This window comes from Neobacillus sp. S1115, assembly GCF_055385565.1.
In genome coordinates, this window is the sequence record NZ_AP038275.1 from 3,917,601 (window position 1) to 3,940,255 (window position 22,655).

The 22,655-nt window shown below is 41.8% G+C and carries 23 protein-coding genes; 5 read left to right on the forward strand and 18 right to left on the reverse strand.

Features of this window, described 5'->3' with window-relative positions:
* Positions 1–8: 8 nt before the first annotated feature.
* The 9 genes from ACZ5B7_RS18865 to ACZ5B7_RS18905 form a co-directional block, all read right to left on the reverse strand.
* Positions 9–860: a fumarate hydratase gene (locus ACZ5B7_RS18865; protein WP_464490568.1), complete on the reverse strand. Its 852-nt coding sequence runs from the start codon at positions 858–860 to the stop codon at positions 9–11.
* Between the two features lie 22 nt (positions 861–882).
* Positions 883–2,400: an FAD-binding protein gene (locus tag ACZ5B7_RS18870; protein WP_464490569.1), complete on the reverse strand. Its 1,518-nt coding sequence runs from the start codon at positions 2,398–2,400 to the stop codon at positions 883–885.
* A 52-nt stretch (positions 2,401–2,452) separates the two neighbouring features.
* The gene (locus ACZ5B7_RS18875; protein WP_464490570.1) at positions 2,453–3,808 is read right to left on the reverse strand and encodes an MmgE/PrpD family protein; all 1,356 of its coding nucleotides are present in this window, start codon (positions 3,806–3,808) and stop codon (positions 2,453–2,455) included.
* A 61-nt stretch (positions 3,809–3,869) separates the two neighbouring features.
* Positions 3,870–4,535 (reverse strand): GntR family transcriptional regulator, encoded by a 666-nt coding sequence (locus tag ACZ5B7_RS18880; RefSeq protein WP_464490571.1) that lies wholly within the window; start codon positions 4,533–4,535, stop codon positions 3,870–3,872.
* 91 nt (positions 4,536–4,626) lie between these two features.
* Entirely contained in the window at positions 4,627–6,093 is a 1,467-nt protein-coding gene (locus ACZ5B7_RS18885; RefSeq protein WP_464490572.1) for an SLC13 family permease, read from the reverse strand.
* Positions 6,094–6,164: 71 nt separating this feature from the next.
* Positions 6,165–7,517 (reverse strand): MmgE/PrpD family protein, encoded by a 1,353-nt coding sequence (locus ACZ5B7_RS18890; RefSeq protein ID WP_464490573.1) that lies wholly within the window; start codon positions 7,515–7,517, stop codon positions 6,165–6,167.
* A 24-nt stretch (positions 7,518–7,541) separates the two neighbouring features.
* Positions 7,542–8,402: an HpcH/HpaI aldolase/citrate lyase family protein gene (locus tag ACZ5B7_RS18895; protein WP_464490574.1), complete on the reverse strand. Its 861-nt coding sequence runs from the start codon at positions 8,400–8,402 to the stop codon at positions 7,542–7,544.
* Positions 8,403–8,493: 91 nt separating this feature from the next.
* Positions 8,494–9,762 carry a TRAP transporter large permease gene (locus ACZ5B7_RS18900; RefSeq protein ID WP_464490575.1) on the reverse strand — a complete coding sequence of 423 codons (1,269 nt, stop codon included), beginning with the start codon at positions 9,760–9,762 and terminating at the stop codon, positions 8,494–8,496.
* Positions 9,759–10,316: a TRAP transporter small permease gene (locus ACZ5B7_RS18905; RefSeq protein ID WP_464490576.1), complete on the reverse strand. Its 558-nt coding sequence runs from the start codon at positions 10,314–10,316 to the stop codon at positions 9,759–9,761. The genes ACZ5B7_RS18900 and ACZ5B7_RS18905 overlap by 4 nt, the downstream gene beginning before the upstream one ends.
* Before the next feature lie 224 nt (positions 10,317–10,540).
* On the opposite strand from ACZ5B7_RS18905, the gene ACZ5B7_RS18910 reads away from it, so the two are divergent.
* Genes ACZ5B7_RS18910 through ACZ5B7_RS18925 form a run of 4 tightly spaced genes read left to right on the forward strand, consistent with a single transcriptional unit; the run spans position 10,541 to position 13,079 of the window.
* Complete coding sequence (locus ACZ5B7_RS18910; RefSeq protein WP_464490577.1) at positions 10,541–10,816, forward strand: amino acid synthesis family protein; 276 nt, start codon at positions 10,541–10,543, stop codon at positions 10,814–10,816.
* A complete protein-coding gene (locus tag ACZ5B7_RS18915; protein ID WP_464494527.1) occupies positions 10,809–11,126 on the forward strand; it encodes an amino acid synthesis family protein in 318 nt (105 codons plus the stop codon). The genes ACZ5B7_RS18910 and ACZ5B7_RS18915 overlap by 8 nt, the downstream gene beginning before the upstream one ends.
* Positions 11,123–12,076, forward strand: a complete 954-nt coding sequence (locus tag ACZ5B7_RS18920) for an NAD(P)-dependent oxidoreductase (RefSeq protein ID WP_464490578.1) — start codon at positions 11,123–11,125, stop codon at positions 12,074–12,076. The genes ACZ5B7_RS18915 and ACZ5B7_RS18920 overlap by 4 nt, the downstream gene beginning before the upstream one ends.
* Complete coding sequence (locus ACZ5B7_RS18925; protein ID WP_464490579.1) at positions 12,021–13,079, forward strand: DctP family TRAP transporter solute-binding subunit; 1,059 nt, start codon at positions 12,021–12,023, stop codon at positions 13,077–13,079. The genes ACZ5B7_RS18920 and ACZ5B7_RS18925 overlap by 56 nt, the downstream gene beginning before the upstream one ends.
* 307 nt (positions 13,080–13,386) lie before the next feature.
* On the opposite strand, the gene ACZ5B7_RS18930 is transcribed toward ACZ5B7_RS18925, so the two are convergent.
* Genes ACZ5B7_RS18930 through ACZ5B7_RS18945 form a run of 4 tightly spaced genes read right to left on the reverse strand, consistent with a single transcriptional unit; the run spans position 13,387 to position 16,579 of the window.
* On the reverse strand, positions 13,387–14,457 hold the full coding sequence (locus ACZ5B7_RS18930) for a tartrate dehydrogenase (protein ID WP_464490580.1): 1,071 nt from the start codon (positions 14,455–14,457) through the stop codon (positions 13,387–13,389).
* Position 14,458: 1 nt separating this feature from the next.
* A complete protein-coding gene (locus tag ACZ5B7_RS18935) occupies positions 14,459–15,043 on the reverse strand; it encodes a FumA C-terminus/TtdB family hydratase beta subunit (RefSeq protein ID WP_464490581.1) in 585 nt (194 codons plus the stop codon).
* A gap of 15 nt (positions 15,044–15,058) precedes the next feature.
* Positions 15,059–15,901, reverse strand: a complete 843-nt coding sequence (locus ACZ5B7_RS18940) for a fumarate hydratase (RefSeq protein WP_464490582.1) — start codon at positions 15,899–15,901, stop codon at positions 15,059–15,061.
* A gap of 3 nt (positions 15,902–15,904) precedes the next feature.
* Positions 15,905–16,579 (reverse strand): GntR family transcriptional regulator, encoded by a 675-nt coding sequence (locus tag ACZ5B7_RS18945; RefSeq protein ID WP_464490583.1) that lies wholly within the window; start codon positions 16,577–16,579, stop codon positions 15,905–15,907.
* Between the two features lie 348 nt (positions 16,580–16,927).
* On the opposite strand from ACZ5B7_RS18945, the gene ACZ5B7_RS18950 reads away from it, so the two are divergent.
* Positions 16,928–18,319, forward strand: a complete 1,392-nt coding sequence (locus tag ACZ5B7_RS18950; RefSeq protein ID WP_464490584.1) for an amino acid permease — start codon at positions 16,928–16,930, stop codon at positions 18,317–18,319.
* A 149-nt stretch (positions 18,320–18,468) separates the two neighbouring features.
* Here the strand turns inward: ACZ5B7_RS18950 and tatC are convergent, their stop codons facing one another.
* From tatC to ACZ5B7_RS18975, 5 genes are all read right to left on the reverse strand, one after another.
* Positions 18,469–19,221: a twin-arginine translocase subunit TatC gene (gene tatC, locus ACZ5B7_RS18955; protein WP_464490585.1), complete on the reverse strand. Its 753-nt coding sequence runs from the start codon at positions 19,219–19,221 to the stop codon at positions 18,469–18,471.
* Positions 19,222–19,353: 132 nt separating this feature from the next.
* The gene (locus ACZ5B7_RS18960; protein ID WP_464490586.1) at positions 19,354–20,289 is read right to left on the reverse strand and encodes an LCP family protein; all 936 of its coding nucleotides are present in this window, start codon (positions 20,287–20,289) and stop codon (positions 19,354–19,356) included.
* A gap of 94 nt (positions 20,290–20,383) precedes the next feature.
* Positions 20,384–21,028 carry a helix-turn-helix domain-containing protein gene (locus ACZ5B7_RS18965; RefSeq protein WP_464490587.1) on the reverse strand — a complete coding sequence of 215 codons (645 nt, stop codon included), beginning with the start codon at positions 21,026–21,028 and terminating at the stop codon, positions 20,384–20,386.
* 307 nt (positions 21,029–21,335) lie between these two features.
* Positions 21,336–22,070, reverse strand: coding sequence for a TPM domain-containing protein (locus ACZ5B7_RS18970; RefSeq protein ID WP_464490588.1), 735 nt, complete (start codon positions 22,068–22,070; stop codon positions 21,336–21,338).
* The gene (locus tag ACZ5B7_RS18975; RefSeq protein WP_464490589.1) at positions 22,070–22,648 is read right to left on the reverse strand and encodes a LemA family protein; all 579 of its coding nucleotides are present in this window, start codon (positions 22,646–22,648) and stop codon (positions 22,070–22,072) included. Before ACZ5B7_RS18975 ends, ACZ5B7_RS18970 begins: the two co-directional genes overlap by 1 nt.
* Positions 22,649–22,655: the final 7 nt, after the last annotated feature.

Consider the following 22,655-nt stretch of genomic DNA (forward strand, 5'->3'; position numbering starts at 1 on the left):
GCTCCCTCCTAAATTCTGACCTCTTTATGCCTGCTGGCATGGCAGTTCAAATTGACAGCAACAGGCAGAGCGGCAATATGGCAAGGTTCAATCTCGATTTTCACGTCAAGTGCTGTTGTATTCCCGCCCATTCCCTGTGGTCCGATGCCTAGCTCATTAATTTTTTCCATCAATTCCATTTCCAACTCCGCGATTTCCGGCCGTTCACTGCGCTGACCAATTGGCCTAAATAACGACTTCTTTGCTAAATAAGCACAGCGCTCGAAATTCCCGCCGATTCCCACTCCAACCACTAACGGTGGACAGGCATTCGGTCCTGCTTGCGCGACGATGCCTAAAATATAGTCCTTGATTCCGTCTAAGCCGTCTGCAGGCTTCAACATTTTTAAGGCACTCATATTTTCACTGCCGCCGCCCTTGGCCGACATATGTATGACCAGATCCTCACCCGGTACCAATTCAATATGAATAATCGATGGGGTATTATAGCCCTTACTCTTCTCCCTAGTGATCGGATGGTCAACAATTGAGTGTCTTAAATAACCCTCTTCATAGCCTTTCTTAACCCCTTCATTAATTGCATCGTAGAGACTGCCGCCGCTAATGTGGCAATCCTGGCCGACTTCTACGATAAAAACGGATACACCTGTATCCTGACACATTGGCACTCGCTCGGACCTAGCGATATCAGCATTCAGCAACAATTGTTCTAAAATGTCTTTCCCTGTTTCGGAGGTTTCTTTTTTCAAGGCCGCTTGAAAGGCTTGAATAACATCCTTGCCCAGCTCAAAATTGGCCTCTTGGCACATGTTGGCCACCTGATTGACAATCTCTTCATAAAAAATCATTCTCAAAGCCATCTTCCCCCTTATGTTAAAAAAGTTATGTCCTTTCACTCACGGTTTCTTGCCTGAATTCAATGGTTTTCCCTTTAATCACAAGGTTTCCTTCCCATTGTTTCTGTTCCTCTCTCACATCCTGAAGGATATGGGCCCCTCTGCTTTCTTTCCTCATAGCCCCGGCAAACGCGGCAGCCCATGCTGCCCGGACTTTATCTTGGAGCTGAAGTGCCTTGACCCCTTTTTCCTCATTTAATTCCGCCGCCAACAGGTCTAATTCTTTTTCCGCCTGCTGTAAGGAACTAGTGGTTCTTTCGATGCCAACAAGGTTCCACATGATCTCTTTTATCCGCTGTGTTACCTCCAGTTCCCGACCTTCGTGTAAGGTGTTCTCCCCTAAATTTGAAATCGCGGCCATTTTAGGAACTGGTGACTCCTCTTGAGCCGCCATCTTCCCTGTCCGATGCCCAAACACAAGTGCTTCTGTCAGAGAACCTCCTCCAAGCCGATTCGCCCCGTGGAGTCCGCCGGTTGTTTCCCCGCAGGCATATAATCCTTGTAAACTCGTTCTGCCCCATTCATCCACTTTAATCCCGCCCATGCAATAATGCTGAACAGGGTACATTTTCCACTCCCCTTGATGTCCTTTTTTAATAAGCCGGTACACATATGGACTGTCCTTCGCTAAATCCTCATCAGAAACATTAGATAAGTCAAGGTACACATCGTTTTGCTTGAACATTTCGTAGCTTAGAATGTCTCGTGTTTCCAGCTCTTTTCTCGGGAAATCCTCCATAAAGCGTTCTGCTCCCTCATTTAACAGGACGGCCCCTTTTCCAAAAATCCTAGTCATGACATCTACGTTCGCAGGATGCTGGAGCCGATACGGATAAAACTGAACAAATTCCATCCCGACAAGCTCGGCACCTTGCCTCCACGCCATGCCAATCCCCTCTCCTGTTACATCCTTTGGATTATCAGTAGACGCATAAAGCCCTCCGAATCCACCTGTTGCTAGTATCGTAGAAGGCGCATAAAAGGCATGTAATTCCGCAGCCTTTTCAACGACCACACCGACAACCACTTGGTCCACCTTGATTAAATCAATCAAGGCAGACTGCTCGAACAATTCCACGCCGATCTCCAGCGCATATTGTCTTAATACCTTTGTGGTGTTTTTCCCAAGACCGTTTGCGGCATAAACCCTGCGCGGAAACGAGTGTCCGGGCGTACTGATTTTCCGCTCCCGTTCCAAGGGGATACCGAATTTACTCTCCAGTTCGTTGACCCTGACGGTACACTCCTCAGCTAGAATTCTCGCTAGGTTTGGATTTGATAGATTTCGGCCGCCACGAATCATATCTTCGAAAAAGGTTTCAGGCGAATCCCCTGTTGAAAAAATGGCTGATTGGACGCCATCTGAAATAACGGATGAACCGCCAAATCCCGCTTTCCCTTTGGTGATGATGGCAACACGTGCCCCTTCTTCCCTAGCCGCTATCGCTGCCGAAAGCGCCGCCTGGCCCCCGCCAATCACGATGACATCAACATTCATGGACATCTTTATATTCACTCCCAATTATAAGTTCGATATGAAATAGTGATATCCTCCATTACTGCTGTAAATGGCTGATTTCCTGTTTCCTCAGCCATTCCCTCGTGCTGATTGAATCTAATTTAAAAATCGCTTCGACCTCTTCTTCAGGATGTTCTAACTTTTCAGCAGTCATCATGATAAACTTCTGGATTAGTTCCTCTTTTGTGGCCATTTTTTCAGGGTCGCCCTTTGGATAATCTGTTGCTTGTTCAAAAATCTTCCCGTTTGTAAGAGCAATTTCGACTTTAGCGCCCCATTTTTCCGGATAGGCTTCCTCATAATAGGCATCGACGACTACGTCTACTTTTTCCAAAAGATTTAAAATCTCGGAATCTTGTAAGCTATCATTCGTAAAATCCCGTAACGAAGCGGAGCCCTTTACTGCAGCCAGGGCAGCGCAAAACTGACTGCTGAATTTACAGGCGTAGATACTGTCAGGGTTTGGTTTGTCAGTAATATTCAGGACGGTTTGATAGGTCTTTATCGTAATTCTATCTATCTGTTGATACGCAATGGAATGTTCATTCATGATGTCGAGGATACAATCGATGGCTGGATGGGTATGGCGGCATGATGCATGGATCTTAAAGCTGTTCTCGATGATCTTCCATTCATGTCCGAGATTCTTCGTGATTTTCGATGGGTCTGCCGATTCAGCCATCGCTTCAAAGAACCCTCTTTTTCCCTCTAAAATTTTTGTTGCTCCCGTGAAGTTCTTTTTGGCAAGCAGGGCGGCGAGTGTCCCGTTGTAGGCTGCTTTAGCGGTGTGCAATTGTTTTGTGTTGGCTCCATCTTCGATAAATTCCCACAGTCCTGCCGCTTGGCTGCCGGCATTTCCGAGGGAATGCATCGTTTGCTCCACATTTAAGTTTATTAGCTTCGCAACCGCAGCGGCTGAGCCAAATGTGCCGCATGTGGCGGTATTATGCCAAAAATAATAGTGCGATGGCGATACAGCCTCGCCAATTCGGTAACACACTTCATAGCCAACGGCCACTGCCGTAATCAATTCTTTGCCGCTAAGGTCATAGGCTTCTGCTGCGGCAACGGCGGCCGGAATGACCACGGTACCGGCATGAATAATCGAAGATTTATGAATATCGTCGAGCTCCACAATATGGCTGGAGGCAGCATTGACCAACACTGCATTGCCTAGTGAGGATTTTCCTCCCGTGACGAGACTTGCTTGTTCATGACCGCCCCATTCTTCGACCAGTTCCTTCACCGCTTGAATTGGCGGCATGTCTTTTCCAGCGATGGCAGAGCCATACCAATCTAGGATACAGATTTTCGTAAACTCTACGACATGTTCAGGTAAATCTTCAAAACTCGTTTGGCACACATATTCAGCTAATCTTTTTGATAATGTCATTTTACTTCCCTCACATTCTTATTTTGGATATTGGATACAATTTTACCGAAAAAAGAGAGAACTATTTTTTTCCCTCTTCTTTTAATCTCTTTACTAACATATTGCCGGTTCGCGAAATATGGTTGGAAACGAGATTCGCTGCCGTTTCCTTATCTCTGTTTAACACGGCATTTAAGATACTTCTGTGCTCCACATTCGATGTTTCTTTTTGGCCTTTTAAAATATGAGGAGTTTGCTGCGGCAGACCATTCCATAAGGTGCTAATAAAAGAATTGAGCCGCTCCCAGCTGCTCCGCTTCATTAATAGACGATGAAATTCAATGTTGTAACGGATAAATTCATCCACATCTTCGCTCACTTCCATTTGCTCTACCAAGGCCGTTAATTGCTGATGGTCTTCATCCGTTAAATGCTCCACACTTTGGTAAACAGCCATTTTTTCCAATTCCGTTCGGAGTGCATATATCTCTTCGATATCGCCTACTTCAATTGACTTTACCACTGCCCCTTTATGAGGCTCAAGCTTGATCAGTCCTTCTGCTTCGAGTTTTTGCAGCGCTTCCCGGATTGGCATCCGGCTGACACCCATCGCATCAGCAAGATCCGATTGTTTAAGGCGTTGGCCTGGTTTTAACTCTCCTTTTAAAATGGCTTCGCGAATAATATTACATACTTTTAAATGCAATGTATCCCTGTTTTCTATCATAAGCTGATTTTTTTCAAGCATGTTTAATTACCTCTCATTAACGCTATTTTAAAATAGGATACAGAATCCAATATAAATTGTCTATAGATTTGCAAATTTATCATAAATTTTCTTAAAGTAGTCCGAGCCAGTTCCACCAAGTAACCGCAATCACAAGTACAACTACGCTCATCAGGACCGTTAACCACAAACCCGGCATGATGAACTCCTTTTGCTGAATCCGTCCGGAGCTATGGACAATGATATTTGGCGTGGCTTCTACAACAAGAATATATCCATGTAAACAAGCTATAGAGGCTGTCAAACAAATCAGCACAGGATCTGCCCCGGCTTTGGTGGATAAGCCAATAAATATCGGGACAAGGGTGACGACTGCCGTTGAAACATTTGCTACAGCTAAATGAAGGATATGGGTAATCACCAGAATCGTGATGACGGCGACCACCGGTGAGTGGAGAAAGTAAAGAATCCAATCGGAACTTAAGCTTTCTCCAATCAGCTTGGCTGCTCCCGACTTATTGAAAGCGTAGCCTAGAGATAATGTTACCCCCATCAGCAGGACGGTATCAAAATTGATTTTTACTAAATTGCCCCAACTGGTGAAGCCGATTCCCGGTAAGGCCATTAACACCACCCCAATCAGTGCAGGCACACTGGGGTGCAGCCCATGCAGGGGCTCGGTAAACCATAATGCCACGATAATCAATAGGATGGCTAAACACTTTTTTTCCTCAACATTTAACCTCCCTAATTCCTCCAGCTTATTTTCCAATTCTTGTTGTACATGCGGAAAGTGTTTCTCTTCTTCTGTTAAGGGGAAGCTTTTCAATAGTGTTATCCATAGGATTGGGATCATGATGAGCCAAATTGGGAAGGTATAGGTAAACCACTGAATATAGGTGATTTTAATCCCAACAAACTCTTTTAATAATTCAACCGTTAAAATATTCCCAATCGCAGCCGTCATCACCGCAGTACCACTGACTGTCCCGCCAAACGCCACGCCAAGAAGAATCATTTTTCTAAGATTCCCTTTTGCCTTTTCCCCGATGGTATCAAGTGACATTGTTGCAATCGGAAGCATCAGCTGTGCCCGAACTGCAGCGGCTGGGATAAAAAAAGATTGGATTTGCGGAATCATTAGGATACTCGCCAAGAGCCCTTTAGCCGTACCTCCCCATTTTGATAAGAAAAGATAGGCAATTCTTTTGGTCAGTGTCGTATCATTGACCCCTTTTGCCAGCATCATCCCGCCAATGATCAGAAATACAGCGGGTGAAGCAAATCCACTATAGACGACATCAGTAGTGACTACTCCGAATACGAGCATTAAGATTAATAAAATAACCGCCGTTAAGCCAATCGGGATCGGCTCAAACGTCCAATAAAACACACTTAGTACCAAACATGAAAGCATCATTCGGGCTGATCCTGTATAGTTGGCGGGAAGGATGAAATAAACTCCCGCCATCAACGCGATTCCAAGCAGCAATAGGATGATTTTTTTTACTTCTAGGGAAGACCTTTGCTTCGGCTTCGCTACAACATTTACTTTCACCCTTGTATTTGGGAAAGCCATAATTCTCTCCTTTTTCGATAGAAATACATAATCACCTTAGGAACCTAACCGCTGTTCCCTCGGTGATATGTTTAGTATTGATTGGCGGTCTCTTTTGGCTGGCAGAGCTGGAAGAACGAAGTCAAATCCTCGACCTCTTCAAAGCGGTCGATCAGGTCAATGAGTTCATTTTTTGCCGCCAAACAGATGACTTCTCCAGTAACATCCAGGAATTTCTCTTTGATTTGCTCATCTGTCATTGGAGTATCCGCGCTTCCAATCGCATGTTCAACAAAAAGAGAGATTTCCCGGCCATCTGTTAACTTAACAGTTAAGTGTACCTGATCTTCTTTTATCTTCTCATCGATAACAAGCGTTATTTTGTCACGAAGATTTTTTACAGAAGGGTCGTTGACATATTCATCTGTGAATTCATAGACGCCTGCCTTCAGGTTAAAGAACCCGGCTGCGACACAGTGATAGACACTGAACTTTCCTTCCAGCCCTGTCGTAATGGCCGTTTTGCCAGTCAGTTCTTTCACAAGTGGATGGGCCGTGATAACGATTGACTTCACTTCTTCTGCTTGCAGTTTATGCTCCTTTTGGATTGTTATAATGGCATCAATGGCTGGATGGGTAACGATTCCGCTGGCAAAAGGCTTGTAGCTGTTTTTCTCTACTTCCCATTTTTCGCCCCATTGTTCGGTAATGAGCTCTGCTTTATTCTCTTCAGATAAGACATTCAGGAATCCACGCTCGGCTTCAAGAGGTTTTTTGGAGGCGGTAAAACCTTGAGCGCCCACAAGTGCTGCTAATAACCCATTCATTGCCGCTTTTCCCGGGTGATAAGGCTTTGTCATGGTGCCAAACATTTCGCGTAACCCAGTTGGATCGGTTGCTGCAATTCCCAGAGCATAAATCGTTTTTTCAATATCTAAGCCCATCAGCTTACAAATCGCTGCAGCGGCACCAATTCCGCCCACACTGCCGGTAATATGCCAGCCGCGCCAGTAATGAGAAGGATAGACACTTAATGCAAGCCGTGCTTCGACCTCGCAGCCAATGATAAACGCTTCAAGAACATCCTTCCCGGTTTTCTTTTGCTGCTCGGCATATGCGAGGATGGCTGGAAAAACAGGTGCAGACGGATGTAAAACAGTTTCTAGTAAGGTATCGTCAAAATCAAAGATATGCGAAGACATCCCATTTAATAGGCTGGCAAACAGGATATCGACTTTTTCATTTCTTCCCAGTACAGTTGCTTGCGGCTGACTGTCTGTGAGTTTTGATACGTTAAGCACCATATCCATCGATTCATGGTTGGCCGCGCCAATCGCCACTCCAAGCCAGTTTAATAGACTTCTTTTCGCTTCTCTGATCGCATTTTCATTAAAATTCTCGTAAGAAGTATTGGTAATATGTAAGGCTAGTTTTTCGGTTACCATTGTGGTTCCTCCATCATTTTTCTTTTATAAAATTACTGACTCTAATAACGCTTTCGCTTTTTTATAAACCGGATAATCCACCAGCTTATTCCCGACCGCAATCGAGGCAATCCCTTGCTGCTCTGCGGCTTCAAAGGCATTGACAATTTCTAAAGCCGCTTCCATTTCCTTTTTGCTTGGGGAGAAAATTTCATGAATCGGCGGCAATTGCTTAGGGTGGATGGCAAGCTTTGCCTTGAACCCAAGCCTCCTCGCTCTGCGCGACTCATTAATTAACCCCGCCTCATTTGCTAGATCAGGGTATACCGAATCGATCGGACTGCCAATCCCCGCCGCTTTTGAAGCAGTTACCACCTGCGACCTGGCAAAGAGCAATTCTGTCCCCTCATCCGTTAGTTCGCAATCGACATCCAAAGAATAATCAATGGAACCAAATGCTAACCTTTTAACCAAATAATGGGCGGATGCAATATCATAGGCAAATTGAATCCCCCTTGCGGTTTCAATTAACGGGATTACGACAAAGGAATGAAGATCTCTTTTCTGTCTTTCGAGACTAATTAGAGCTGTTTCGCATAACGTCTTCATACTAATGGCGCTTTCAGCCTTCGGTACCATGACCCCGCTGGCCCCGGCTTCAATAGCTGCTTCTAAATCCTCCCGCCAAAAATTCGTGGTCATATCGTTGATTCTGATCAACACATCTTTCTCCGGCCGGTTGTTTAGTAGAAAATGTTTCGCACGTTCTCTTGCCTCTTGTTTTTCAGAGATCGCCACGGCATCCTCCAAATCAAAAATGACACAATCAGCAACACTTGCCAGCGCTTTTTCAAACATTCTGGTGGAGGTTCCAGGAACAAATAAATATGATCGCCTCAATTCCATGAACTCCTTCCTTTAGGATATTGGATACACAGAAAAAGAACAGCTTACCCTGACATATGAGTAAGCAGATCCTCTTTTCTTGGAAATCAGGCTATTTCGCCAAAACCAATGATACCTGTGGGAAAATAATTACGATAGCAAGTGCTAAAACCATCAGAGCAAAGAATGGCAACACCCCTTTGACGACTTCTCCGACCTTTTCCCTCGTGATCCCACTGACGACGAATAGATTTAGCCCTACAGGCGGTGATATCATCGCCAACTCCATATTTATGGTCATAATAATTGCAAAATGGATGACATTAATATCGAATAATGCCAGTACCGGTAATAAAATTGGCAGTGTAATTAAAATGATGGCAACGGATTCAAGGAACATCCCCAAAATAAAGAACATAATGTTGACACCAATCATAAAGATCCATTTATTTGATGTACTTGTTTCAATCCATGTCGCAAATGCCTGTGGTACCTGTTCCGTAGTTAGGAACATACCGAAGATCATTGCCGATGCAATGACTAGAAAAATCATCGACGTAATGTTAATAGATTCCTTCAGGACTTCTCTAAATTTAGGAAAGGGCAGTTCTTTGTAAATAAAGACAGAAACGAATAATCCATAGAAACATGATACAAAGGCAGCCTCAGTTGGTGTGACAGCACCTGAATAGATTCCACCGAGAATAAGGACTGGTAGCAAAAAGCCCCAAGAAGCTTTTGCAGTCTTTCTCCATCTTTCCTCCATTGACTGTTTTGGCAATTTACCAAAGTTATGAATTCTTGCATGAATAATAGCAGAAATTAATAGAATTCCACCTAACAATAATCCAGGGACGATTCCAGCGGAGAACAGTTTTCCAATCGATTCTTCAGCAACCGTGCCATAAATGATTAATGGAATCGAAGGTGGAATCAGAATTCCCAGCGTACCTGATGCGGCTACAAGCCCCATTGCATATCTTTTACCATAACCTGCTTCCACCATCGCAGGAATCATAATACTTCCGACAGCCGCTGCGGTTGCCGGGCTAGAACCTGAAATGGCGGCAAAGATCATACAAGCAAGGATGGTGATAACAGCCAATCCGCCGCGGATATGCCCAACCCATGATTTTAATGCCTCAATTAAATAATGTGAGATACCGCCTTTTGACATAATAATTCCGGCGAATACAAAACCAGGAATGGCCATTAAGGTGGCTGAGTTTAAGGAGTTAAACATTTTCTGAATAACGGTGTAAAGGGTAAAATCCGCCATTGATAAAGCGATGACACTTGATAAGCCCAAACTAACAGCAATTGGTACGCGTAATAAGCACAGTACTGCAAAAAGTAAAAACAGCATTAAGACTGGATTCATGCTCCTACCCCTTTCTCACCTGATTTTCCATCAGCATTTTGCATTGATTCATATAACTGTTCAATCTCGCCGATCAGCTCTCTATGATCACCTCTCGCCGCTCTGTAAGCCTTTACAAAAAAGTAGAACCCGAGAAGTCCCATTCCGATTGGGAGAACCAGATATGAAATCCATATTGGAATACCGACATCAATTGTTTTAATTCCTTGTTCTTTTGATAGAGTTATTAATTCAATGGAAGAATAAGCAAGGTAGAAGGAGAATCCACCACCAATTAGATTACTAATCGTTGCAACAATCCTTTTTAGTCCTTTCGGAAGCAAGTCAAATAATAATTCTACTTGGATGTGCCGGTTATCTTTCAGCGCCAGTCCAAATCCGATAAAAATTGACCATGTAAGCAGAAATTCAAATATTTCCGTAATCCATGATTCTGGCGCATTGAGAACATATCTTGTAAAAACTCCGTACAAACTTACGACTACTCCTCCAATAAATAGCACTCCTGCCAAACCTTCTTCGATGTGATCAAGCCATTTAAAGAGTTTCTTCATAAAAATCAACTCCTTATACCGTAGATTGTATCCAATATACAACTGGACCTTAATTTAAAATATACAAGATAGTTTTCAAAAAATAAACAGAAAATTTTATTTATTTTCTATTTTTTGTGTATTCACAACATTTATTGTTTTTGTTATAGTTGAAATATCAGCATTTGTTGAGACAACTCGGGCGTAGATTGTATCCAAAATCCATTATAATGGGGAGGTTAAAGATGGAATTAGAAATAAGAAAAATAGTAACCATCTCAGAGGAGACCTTTATTGAAGGTTTCAAAAAAGCAGATAAGCCCGTTCGGGTAGCTGCTGCTTTAGCTGTCATTAAAAATCCTTATGCCGGCAAATATGTAGAAGATCTTCTTCCGCTCATCAAAGCCTGTTCTGAACATCTAGGTGAACTATTGCCAAAGAAGGCAATGGAAGCTTTAGGTGTCACAGGAGATGAAGTTGAAGGTTATGGAAAAGGTGCACTAGTTGGACTTGATGGTTGAAATTGAACACGGTTCTGCCATCATCCATACCCTAACGTTTGGAAATCCATTTCGTTCACTTTGTGGGAATGCCGAAACCCTCCTTCCTTCTGCCGAGAAAAGAGGTGCCGCTGGCAGCAGTCTAGACCTAGCGATTAAACACAAAATGGATGCAAAGATTCGCAGCCATCACATGACGTTTGAAACTAGAATCCCTGATGCACCTCGGAACGATGAAATTGTCATTGCCGCTGTCGTTACCACGAGCGGACGTGCTCACCCGCGGATTGGCTCTTTACATAAAGAGCTTGAAGGAGTTTTTCCTTCATGATTCAGAAAATAGGTTTTATCGGGCTTGGTAAAATGGGCTTGCCTATGGCAAAAAACCTATTAAATAGCGGATTTACTGTTTACGGCAGTGATGTTAACGAAGCCGCTATCCATGAATTCCAGAGCTATGGCGGGAAACCGGGCTATGTTACTGATTGGATTCACAATGTACAAAATATCATTCTTATGCTTCCTTCATCTAAGATCGTAAATCAAGTCATAGACCAAATTATTGACAATTACTCTTCAGATCAACACACTCACCAAGAACCATTAGTCATCATTGATATGAGCAGCTCCTACCCTGATGAAACGAGAAAGAATTTTAAAAAATTAACAGAAAAAAATATTGAATTTATCGACGCACCAGTCAGCGGTGGGGTCAAGAAGGCAGTCACTGCTGAGTTAACCATCATGATCGGAGGACCAGTGGAATCATTTACTAGATGTAAGCGTTTGCTAGGCTCGATGGGCACTAACCTCTTTCATGTTGGTCCAATTGGAAGCGGTCACTTAATCAAGGCCATTAATAACTATCTTTCTGCTACTCATCTATTAGCGAGCTGTGAGGCCGTTCAATTGCTCCAGAGATTTGATGTGGAACCGGAGAAAGCGATTCATGTATTTAATCATAGTACAGGCCGGAGCGGTTCAACAGAGTATAAATTCCCATCCTTTATCTTAACGGAAAGTTTTGATTCTGGGTTTAGTCTGGAACTGTTAAGAAAAGATCTAGAAATGGCGAATGGGCTATTTTTAAATGCGGAGGCGGCGACAAATCTGCCGCAGCTCGTGTTTGACAGATTCCATGAAGCAAGTGTTGCACTAGATAAGGATGCGGACCATACAGAAATCTATCAATTTGTATCAAGTTATTTATTAAGGGGGAAATCAAATGAAAAAGATTCAGAAACTATTAGTAATAGCAGTAACACTTCTGTTGGTATTTAGCCTTGCAGCCTGCGGCTCTTCCTCAAAAGAAACAAGCAGCAGCTCATCCGGCGGTGAAAAGGCCAAATCTGGTGATGACATTCAAGAATTGACAATAAAAATCTCTCACGTTGTGGCAGAAAACACACCTAAACAAGCCGGTGCCCTTGCCATGAAAGAATATATCGAAAAAGAATCCGGCGGTAAAATTAAGGTTCAGGTTTATCCAAACAGCCAGTTATTCGGTGATAAAGACGAATATCAGAACTTAGTAGCCAACAACGTCCAGTTCATTATTCCAGACATGTCCAAGATGGTTGGTAACGACCCTGGCTTTAACGTCCCTGCGATGCCTTTCTTGTTTAAAGATGATGCAGCTGCAGAAGCTTTCTGGGATGGCGAAAAAGGACAAGAGATCTTTAAACGTTTAGAAAAGGACGGCGTGCATGGTCTTGCCATGTGGCCAAACGGTGCTAAACACATGACAAATAACAAGAAAGCCATTTCGAAACCGGAAGACTTAAAAGGCTTAAAGATTCGGACTCAAGGCGGACAGTTGCTCGAAGAAATTTACAGCAAGCTTAATGCTGGTTCCGTATCCATTCCATTCAACGAGCTTTACACTGCCCTCCAGCAAGGTACGGTTGATGGCGAAGAAAACACTTTTAGTAATATCGAATCAAAGAAATTCGACGAAGTGCAGAAGTATACAACTGTAATGGGTCATACTCGAGTGGACTATGCTTTATTAACCAATACGAAATTCTGGGATAGCCTGAATGAAAAAACGAAGGAAATTGTTCAAAAAGGTGTTGAAGCAGGAACAAAGGTTGCCCGTGATTCTGCAGCCAAATTAAATGAAGATGCATTGAAAAAACTAAAGGACCGCGGCCAAACCAAGATTAATGAGCTTTCACCAGCTGAAATTGAAGCATTTAAGAAAGAACTTCAGCCAGTCTATGATGAATGGGCTAAGAAAATCGGCGAAGATATCATTAAGGATGCAGAAAGCAAGAATAAATAATAGTATTGCAAGCCCCTAATCTATTAGTTTTTTATAGATTAGGGGTTTTTTCGTTTGAGTTAGCACACAAGAACGCAATTCATTTGAAATGCGCAGGGCATATTTTACCGTTTGATCTCTCTTTAGACCCTATGGGGGCAAAATATGACTTCTATTTTTACCGGTCTGCCATTTCTCCAACACTTCTCGGACAAAATAAGACCTCTATTTTTACCGTTTGCCCCCTCTTCCGATACCTCTTGGGGAAAACACAAAAAGAGGCTGCCCAAACATCGGTTTGAGCAGCCTCCCTTTTATAACTTTTTATTTAAGATACAGAGCAAACTTCTTTCAACCGGCTGCAAATAGCTTCTCCAACCTCAGTGGTGGAGGATGTGCCGCCAATATCCGGAGTTTTAATTCCTTCATTCGTAACATCTTCGATAGCATCCAAAAGCTTTTGGCCCAGTTCTTGCTCGCCAAAGTGATCGAGCATCATCTTCGCAGTCCACACCTGACCGATTGGATTGGCAATTCCTTTACCATAAATATCTGGCGCTGAACCATGAACAGGCTCGAACATGGATGGGTACTTTCCATTTAAATTTATATTGGCAGCAGGCGCGATCCCGATACTTCCCATGATCGCTCCGCCAATATCCGTTAAAATATCCCCGAATAGATTACTAGCGACAATCACGTCAAAAATTTGCGGTCTTGTCACGAAAAAGGCAGCGAGCGCATCGATATGATAGGAAGCGGTTTGAATATCGGCATAGTCTCCTTTTACCTCATTGAAGACCTCATCCCAAAACGGCATCGAATGGAAAATCCCGTTCGACTTTGTCGCGGATGTGACATGGCCTCTTCTCTGTTTCGCCAGTTCAAATGCATAACGCATGGCCCGTTCCGTACCTTTTCTAGTGAAAACCGCATTTTGGATGGCGACTTCATCTTCCCCTTGATGGATCCTTCCGCCAACTTCACTATATTCACCCTCACTATTTTCCCTGACAACGATTAAATCAAAGTCATTTGGATTAACTAAAGGTGATTTCAATCCTTTAAAAAATTTGGCTGGGCGAATATTAATCGATTGCTCAAATTCTCTGCGAATCTTAATTAATAAACCCCATAAAGAAACATGATCTGCAACAACCTGAGGGTTTCCAATTGCCCCCAGGAAAATAGCATCAAAGTTTTTCAAGATATCTAGTCCGTTATCTGGCATCATTTTTCCATGCTCTAGGTAGTAATCACAGCTCCAAGGAAACTCTTTGTACTCAAATTTCAAACCGCCATGAATTTCAGCCACAGTATCTAGAACTCTTGTTGCTACCGGCACTACTTCTTTCCCAATTCCATCCCCTGGAATGACAGCAATTTCTAGTTTCTTCATATTAAATACCTACTTCCTTATTCGCATTTTTATTGTAATTTTCATATTTGGCTATTTCCTGTTCATACAAATCTTGACCGTGCGCGTCATAGGCAACTAACAACGGGAAATCTTCTACCTCAAGCCGTCTGATTGCTTCAGGCCCTAAGTCCTCATAGGCTACTACCTCAACATCTGTTACCCTTCTGCTTAAAATCGTAGAGAGCCCGCCGACGGCAGCAAAGGAAATGGCTCCATATTGCTTACACGCTTCTTTGACCATTTCTCTTCTTGGCCCTTTACCAATCGTTCCTTTTACCCCATATTCATACATAGCAGGAGCATAAGGATCCATACGATAGGCTGTTGTCGGAGCAACCGGCCCTATGATTTGCCCCGGTTTTGGCGGACACGGACCGGCATAGAAAATGACTTCGCCCCTTAAATCAACTGGCAAAGACTGGCCTGCTTCAAGCAGATCTACCATTCTTTTATGGGCGGCGTCGCGGGCCATATAGATGGTCCCTGTTAAGAAGACTTGATCACCTATTTGCAGTTTTTGAATATCCTCATCTGTTAAAGGTGTTTTTAACCGATATTCTGCCATCTCACTCTTCCCCTCCTACAGTACAGCCGTCTTTTTACGGGCAGCATGACATTGAATATTTACCGCAACCGGCAGGGCGGTTATATGACAGGCATATGTTTCAATTGGCACCCATAGCGCCGTACTAGTCCCGCCTAACCCTTGCGGCCCTATTCCTGTGTTGTTAATTTCCTCGAGGAGTTCTTTTTCCAGCTGCGCAATATGCGGTTCATGATGATGGACACCGATTTCCCTCAAAACGGCATGTTTTGCTAATGAGGTTACTTTATCAAAGCTTCCGCCGATGCCAACTCCGACGACAACAGGCGGACAGGCCTTCCCGCCAGCTTCTTTAATTGTTTGTAAAACAAAATTTTTAACCCCTTGCATCCCTTCACCAGGAAGCAAGAATTTCATCGCACTCATATTTTCACTGCCCCCTCCTTTAGGGAGGACCGTGAATTTTATTTGGTCTCCGGGAACGATGTCAGTATGTACAACAGCCGGTGTATTATCCCCAGTATTCACGCGAATGAGCGGGTCCCCAACAACTGATTTTCTCAGATAACCCTCTCGATATCCGGTGCGCACACCTTCTTGAATCGCATCCAAATAGTTCCCGCCTGTTATATGGACATCTTGGCCTACCTCTACAAACACAACGGCCATCCCAGTATCATGACAATAAGGCATGTGATTGACCTTAGCTTCTTCAGCATTTTCCAGAAGCTGCTGCAAGATTGTTTTCCCAATCGGCGATGCTTCTGTCTTCTCAGCCCTTCTAAATCCTGCTAATACATCTTCAGGAAGGTAATAGCATGCCTCCCAGCAAAGCTTGGCAACGGTTTCAATGATTTGATCAACATGAACGATTCGCAAAAATTATCTCTCCTCAAATTGTTCAATTACATGAACGATGTTTTTTAGATCCTCTTGCGTATGCTCTTTCAATCTATCTACTGCTCTTTTTGGATTTCTCTCTTTAATCGCCAGGTAAATATCTCTATGTCCTTTTAAAATCTCATAAGCGCGGTCTTCCCCTTGGATGTTTAAAACACGGTAATAATGGATTAAGCCATTTAAACCCTCTACAAGCATCTTTAATCTTGTATTCCCGCTATACTGGATAATTTGTTCGTGGAAATGGGCATTACACTCTACTATAGTTTCAGGCTTATCTTCATTTATCGCTTGCTCTGTTTCTTCTAACGTTTTTTCCAACTCCTGCAGCTGCTCCTCTGTTGCTCGTTCCGCTGTCAGTCCAACAGCTGTGGATTCAAGGGAAATCCTGCATTCGTAAATATCTCGTACATCCTGTAAATTTGGTTTGTAGACGGATATTTGTGACTTTTGATCCATTACTAGCAGCCCCTCAATTACCAGTGCCCGAATCGCTTCCCTAACCGGACTGCGGCTAGTATTATAAAACGTCGCAATTTGTGCTTCATACAAGCGATCGCCAGGTTTATAAGTACCATTGAAGATGCTTTCTTTTATCGATTGTTGAATTTGTTGATAATAAGGTAACGGCTTTTGCAATGGATTGCAATCCAACATTTGCACACCTCTTTTCCAGTTTTAATATCGTTTTGATTTTTGTGTCGACAGTCGAGTAGTATATTTTTATTATAATTAAAAAATTCAGATATTTCAAATCTAAATTTTCATTTACTGGCATGTTTTAGGCTTTTTCAGCAAAAAAACAGGCGGTTCAAATTTAAGTTTTACAAGTATTACGTATTCGTGAAAACATTTTTGTAAGTTTACTTCATTTTTTTCAAACAGATTAGTATTAGGCAACTTTTGTATATCTCCATTTTTTAAAACATAGTTGTTTTATTAACCTTAAAAACTTCAATCAATATAATAGGTTGTTACTTTTTAAGGTAGAAATGGAGGTAATCAATGAAATCTTTTATGAGAAAGAAGTCCATTAACGAACTGCAGCAAGACGGCACAAATAGTACCGGTCTCCAACGGATCTTAGGATTATGGCAGCTGACAGCCATCGGGTTAGGGGGAATCATTGGTGTAGGAATTTTCGTTCTGACTGGAGTGGCAGCCGCAGAACATGCAGGACCTGCCGTTATCTTATCATTTATTATCGCGGGGTTTGCCAGTGCGGCAGCGGCATTATGCTATGCGGAATTCGCCGGCTTAATTCCGGTCGCAGGCAGTGCTTATACCTATAGCTACGCTGTCTTGGGTGAAGGAGCCGCATGGCTGATTGGGTGGGATTTATTGCTTGAATATACCCTGGTTATTGCAGTAGTGGCGATTGGATGGTCAGGGTATATGCAAGAAATATTACAGCAAATCGGCATTCATGTACCTGTGTGGGCACAGGGGGCTCCAGGAACAGGTGCCGGCCATAAAATCGACCTCATCGCTATGATTATCAGTTTAGCTATTGCTGGGCTGCTTACGATTGGGATGAAATGGGGAGCACGATTTAACAACTTGATGGTCATCATCAAATTAAGCATCGTGGTTGTGGTCATTACCGTCGGCAGCTTTTACGTTGATACTGCCAACTGGCATCCGTTTATGCCATTTGGTTTTCACGGTGTGATGGGTGGTGCCGCTCTGGTATTCTTCGCCGTATTCGGATATGACACGTTAACGACTGCTGCAGAAGAAGCGAAAAATCCGCAGCGTGACTTGCCACGGGCTGTGGTCCTGTCCTTAACGATTGCTCTCTGCCTTTATATCGGCATGTCCCTCGTGATTACAGGAATGGCTCCATATGAAACGTTAGGAAATGCAGCCCCGATTGCGAAAGCCTTTAGTCAAGTGGGGTTGAATTGGATTACCTTGATTATTTCTGCGGCCGCCATTACTGGGATTTTATCGGTACTGTTTTCCTTTATGCTTGCCGGTTCACGTATATGGTTCGCAATGAGTCGGGATGGATTGCTCCCGAACTGGTTTGCAAAAGTACATTCCAAATATAAGACCCCCTATCGCCCTACACTGATTATCGGTGTGGTAACAGCAGTTGTTTCGGGTTTAACTCCTATTAATGAAGTCGCTGAACTCGTCAACATCGGAACCCTGTCCGCCTTTATCCTAATTTGCGCTTCCATCATGGTGCTGCGTGTCAAACAGCCTAATCTGGAAAGACGATTTAAAACACCCTTAGTTCCATTTGTCCCGATCATCGGAATTGGTTTTTCCGTTTATCTGATAATCAGTCTGCCCTCCATTACTTGGATTCGCTTTGTTATTTGGATGATTGTGGGATTTGTTATTTATCTATTTTACGGTAAACGTAAAAGCAATCTTTCGAAAAATTAACGTAAAGAGGAGCTGCTTTAGGCGGCTTCCCTTTTTTTGTATTGAAGGTTTTTCGTAAGACGAAAAAGTAAAAGAGTTGGCAGCCCCCAACTCTTTGTTTTAAACCGTTTTTTATACTATCATTTCAAAAACAAAATCATTACATTATATTAGTTAATTAGTTCCATATCTTTATTGAAATCTTGAACACTAAGACTTTTTTGCAGTCGTTTGAAAACCATTTTGGATAATAAAACGCTTATCTCATATATGAGAATCAGTGGAATTGCTACGGAAATATGAGATATAAATTCTGGCGGAGAGATCATGGCGGCGATGATGACCAGAATGAAATACGCATATTTTCTGAGTTTCACTAATTTATATGGATTCACAATGCCTAATGTTGTTAAAAACATCGAGACAAGAGGCAATTCAAACGCTACACCAAAAGGTAAAGTCATATTTATTAAAAAACTAAAATATTTATCTGCCGTAAAAGAGGTTGTAAACATATCATTTCCTAATTTGATAAGAAAGCTCATGACATTTGGAAAAATAAAAAAATAACCAAATGCCAACCCTCCAATAAAAAGAAAGAACAATGCAGGAATATACGCTAATGTAACCTTCCTTTCCCCTGGCTTTAAAGCAGGTTTTACAAATAACCAGATTTGCCAAGCAGCAATTGGGATTGTTCCAGTTACAGCAACAACGGTGGCGATGTGAAAATAGATCCAGATAATATCGCTTGGCCCGAGAACCATTAATTTATAATCAAGATTGCCCATAAAAAAAACATATATTTCTTTGACATAAACCATTCCTAAAATAAAAAATAATATGAAAGCAAGTGCTGAAATAATTAATCTTTTTCGCAACTCATCAAGATGCTCTACTAAATTAAGTTCTTTATCATCCATAGTGTTACTCCTGCCTAAAAAATATTAAATTGAGACATTCCAAAAAAAATGCAAGATGCCCACTTTCCATCATGCATTTTTAAGGGTAATTTTTTAATTTTACTCCTTCATTACCTTAATAATCCAAAATGATTATAATGATAAAAATTCATTTAGAGCAGACTTATTTTGTTCCAGGTTGATACTTAACACTGCACCAACGTTTTTGAATTGCTCATTTGTATACGACCCATCCACGGGAATACGCATTGTTTTTATGTCATTAGATTGATTAGTAAGCAAATCTTTTCCCAAAGACAATAAAGTAGGTGTATCCAAATTAGTATCAACATATGGGTTTATAACACCTAAAATTTTAGGAAGTTTTAAAATACTTCCTACGCTCATAGCTTGATCCTTCAACTTGCCAATGACTTCCTGTTGTCTTTGAACCCGGCCAAAGTCACTTAATTTATCATGTCTAAAACGTACATATCCTAATAACTTGTCCCCATGTAAGGTTTGTATTCCTGGTTCTATTGTCGTTCCAATTCCATACGACATTTTAGAAGGAACATCCACTTCGATTCCATCTGGTGCAATGATATCGGCAATTTTTGAGAACCCTTCAAAATCTACTATAGCGTAATAATTTAAATCAATATCAAAGTTTTCTTTAATGGTTTGTCGAAGGAGTTCTGGCCCGCCATATGCATATGCTGCGTTTATTTTTTGCTTTCCATGACCAGGAATATTAACATATGTATCTCTCATAATAGAAATCAACTTAGATTGATGAGTATCCTGGTCATAATGGGCAATCATAATGGAATCCGTTCTGGCATGCTCTTCACCACGAGAATCGCTTCCTAAAAGGAGTACATTAATTCTTCCAAACTTCACATCTTCACCTTGAAAAGCTTTCGCTCTTTTTGTATCATCTTTAAATTTTCCGCCCTCAGCAAGTGAAACTCCTTGTTTATATTGGTAAGTTGCATAAGCACCTACACTGCCAATCATTAAGAGGAAAATTAAAACAATGATCCTTTTCCACCTAAGACGTTTTTTCCTACGTTGCATTCTTTCCATAGTACACCTTCCCGATTATTCGAATTTTGATCAATTATATTTATTTTCATTAGTGACCAATTATAGGAATTAAATCAAATTCTTAAATTAAAGATCATTGCTTAATTGTTAGTAAATTTGCAACAAGTTGAATGGCCATAGCATCATCGATATAACCGACTGGAAAAATATAATCGGGAATAACATCCACTGATACTATGAAATAGATTAGTGCACTCCCAGCAATTGCAAGCTCTCTTGGCGTTCCGTTATTTAAACGAAACCTCTCAAACATACCTTTTAGCTGGCTTATTAAAGGACCTAAACTGCCAATCTTTTTAAGCTTTTCACCAAAGCTTTTGAGAATACTTTCTTTTCCCTCTTCTGTTTGTGCATATTGTTCATAATTTGCTAACTGCCGTTCAACACTTGCTATACTAAATTCAGAATCTATTAAATTAGAGGCTTCAAGTAACTTTTGAATACTTTCAACAGACATATTGAAATCAGATTGCTGAATTTCCTTTTTCTCTTCAACTGCAAAGCCTGCAGCGATAAATAATTCAGAGATGGGAACCCCTAAATAGTCAGCAAATTTTTGTAAATGCTCCGGCTGCGCTTTTCGTTTACCATTTATGATCCGGGAGATTGTGGCTGTGTCAATATCAGTAAGTTCACTCAGCTTCCGCATGGATAAAGAACGTTCTTTTAACAATTTCTTCAATAACAAACCAAGTTGATTATCCCTTTGTTCCGCCATTTTCGCTTTCCTTCCTTTTTTATAATTCGTCGTATGAACATAGGAAACTATTAAAAACATAAAGAAAAATTTTCACAAAATTATGTACAGTTCCTCCAGTTCGGAAAAAAATGCTATTAGAAATATACATTTATGTTGACAATTTGTCAACGTGTGTTGTTCTTTTATCAAAACTGAATAATGGGTTTTCATTGTTTCAGCTTTTTATGTAATATAAAAAGCCTTAGACTAATTTAACAAGTCTAAAGCTTAAGGAGGGAAGATCCTTTTTACCAGTTATATTTATGGAAATTAACTATCATCAAGTTTACCAACCGCGGCTTGCACCGCCGCCACCCGAAGAGCCTCCTCCTCCGCCTCTGCCCCCACCTCCACCACCTTTGCCATCGTCTCTAGACAGAATGGAAAGAACGAGATAGGTTAGCGTCCCTCCAAAAAACATAAAATCAAGAAACACAAGGATTATGATCAAAAGAAAAATTAACCATCCTGGAATGCCGATTCCTTCATCCTCTTTTGGCTGGTCTCCTGCTTTATCATTTTCGGCAAGAACCTCTTTTGCCAGTGCCTTATATGTTTCGACAATTGCTATATTGGGCTGTTCACTTTTTAAGTTAGGAATGGCGTATTCATCAAGAATTCTCCCTGCTTTTCCATCAGGAATCCTCCCTTCCAAACCATAGCCAACCTCAATCCTCAATTTTCGCTCGTTCATGGATAAGACGAGGAGCACACCATTGTTGTCCTTGCTGTTTCCAATTCCGTATTGCCGAAATGCTTCATTGGCATATTCCTCAATGGTTCGGTCGCCTATTGTTTGGACCGTTAAAACGACAACCTGCGCAGTTGTTTGGTCTTCAACCTTTCTTCCTAAGTTTTGTAATTCTCCTTTTTCTTTATCATTTAATATATGGGCAAAATCCTGGACGTAAATGTCGCCAACTGGTTCTGGGATTTGGACATCCTCCGAAAATGCCTTTCCTGCAGAAAGGAAAATAGTCAAAAATAACAAAAGAAAGCTGATGGCCTTCTTTGCTTTCATTATCCATTGCCTCCTCCAAAATCAACCTTTGGAGCTTCAGAGGCCTTAGGATCTGCTTCAAAATATTCTTTTTCATCAAAACCTGTCATTGCTGCAATCATTACTCCCGGGAAGCCTTTTACTTTCTTGTTATAAATCGCAACCTGGTCATTATAATCCTTCCGAGCGACGGCAATTCTATTTTCTGTTCCAGCCAATTCATCCATTAATTGTGTAAATTGACGATCTGCTTTTAGATTTGGATAGTTTTCAACAACTACAAGCAAACGGCTCAAAGCGCCAGATAATTCAGCATTAGCGGTCGCCTCTTCCTCGGGCGTTTTTGCACCGGCAAGCCTTGCACGTGCATCTGAAATCGATGCAATGACTTCTTCTTCGTGAGCTGCATATCCTTTTACGGTATTTACTAAGTTGGGTACTAGGTCCAGTCTTCTCTGTAGTTGATTTTCAATTTGAGCATAAGATTGATCAACGTTTTCTTCTAAATTAACAAAATTATTATAACTGGACATTAACATAAAGCCGAAAACAACAACGAACACTGCAACTATGCCTATTCCAACTAAACCCTTTCTCAATTTAACC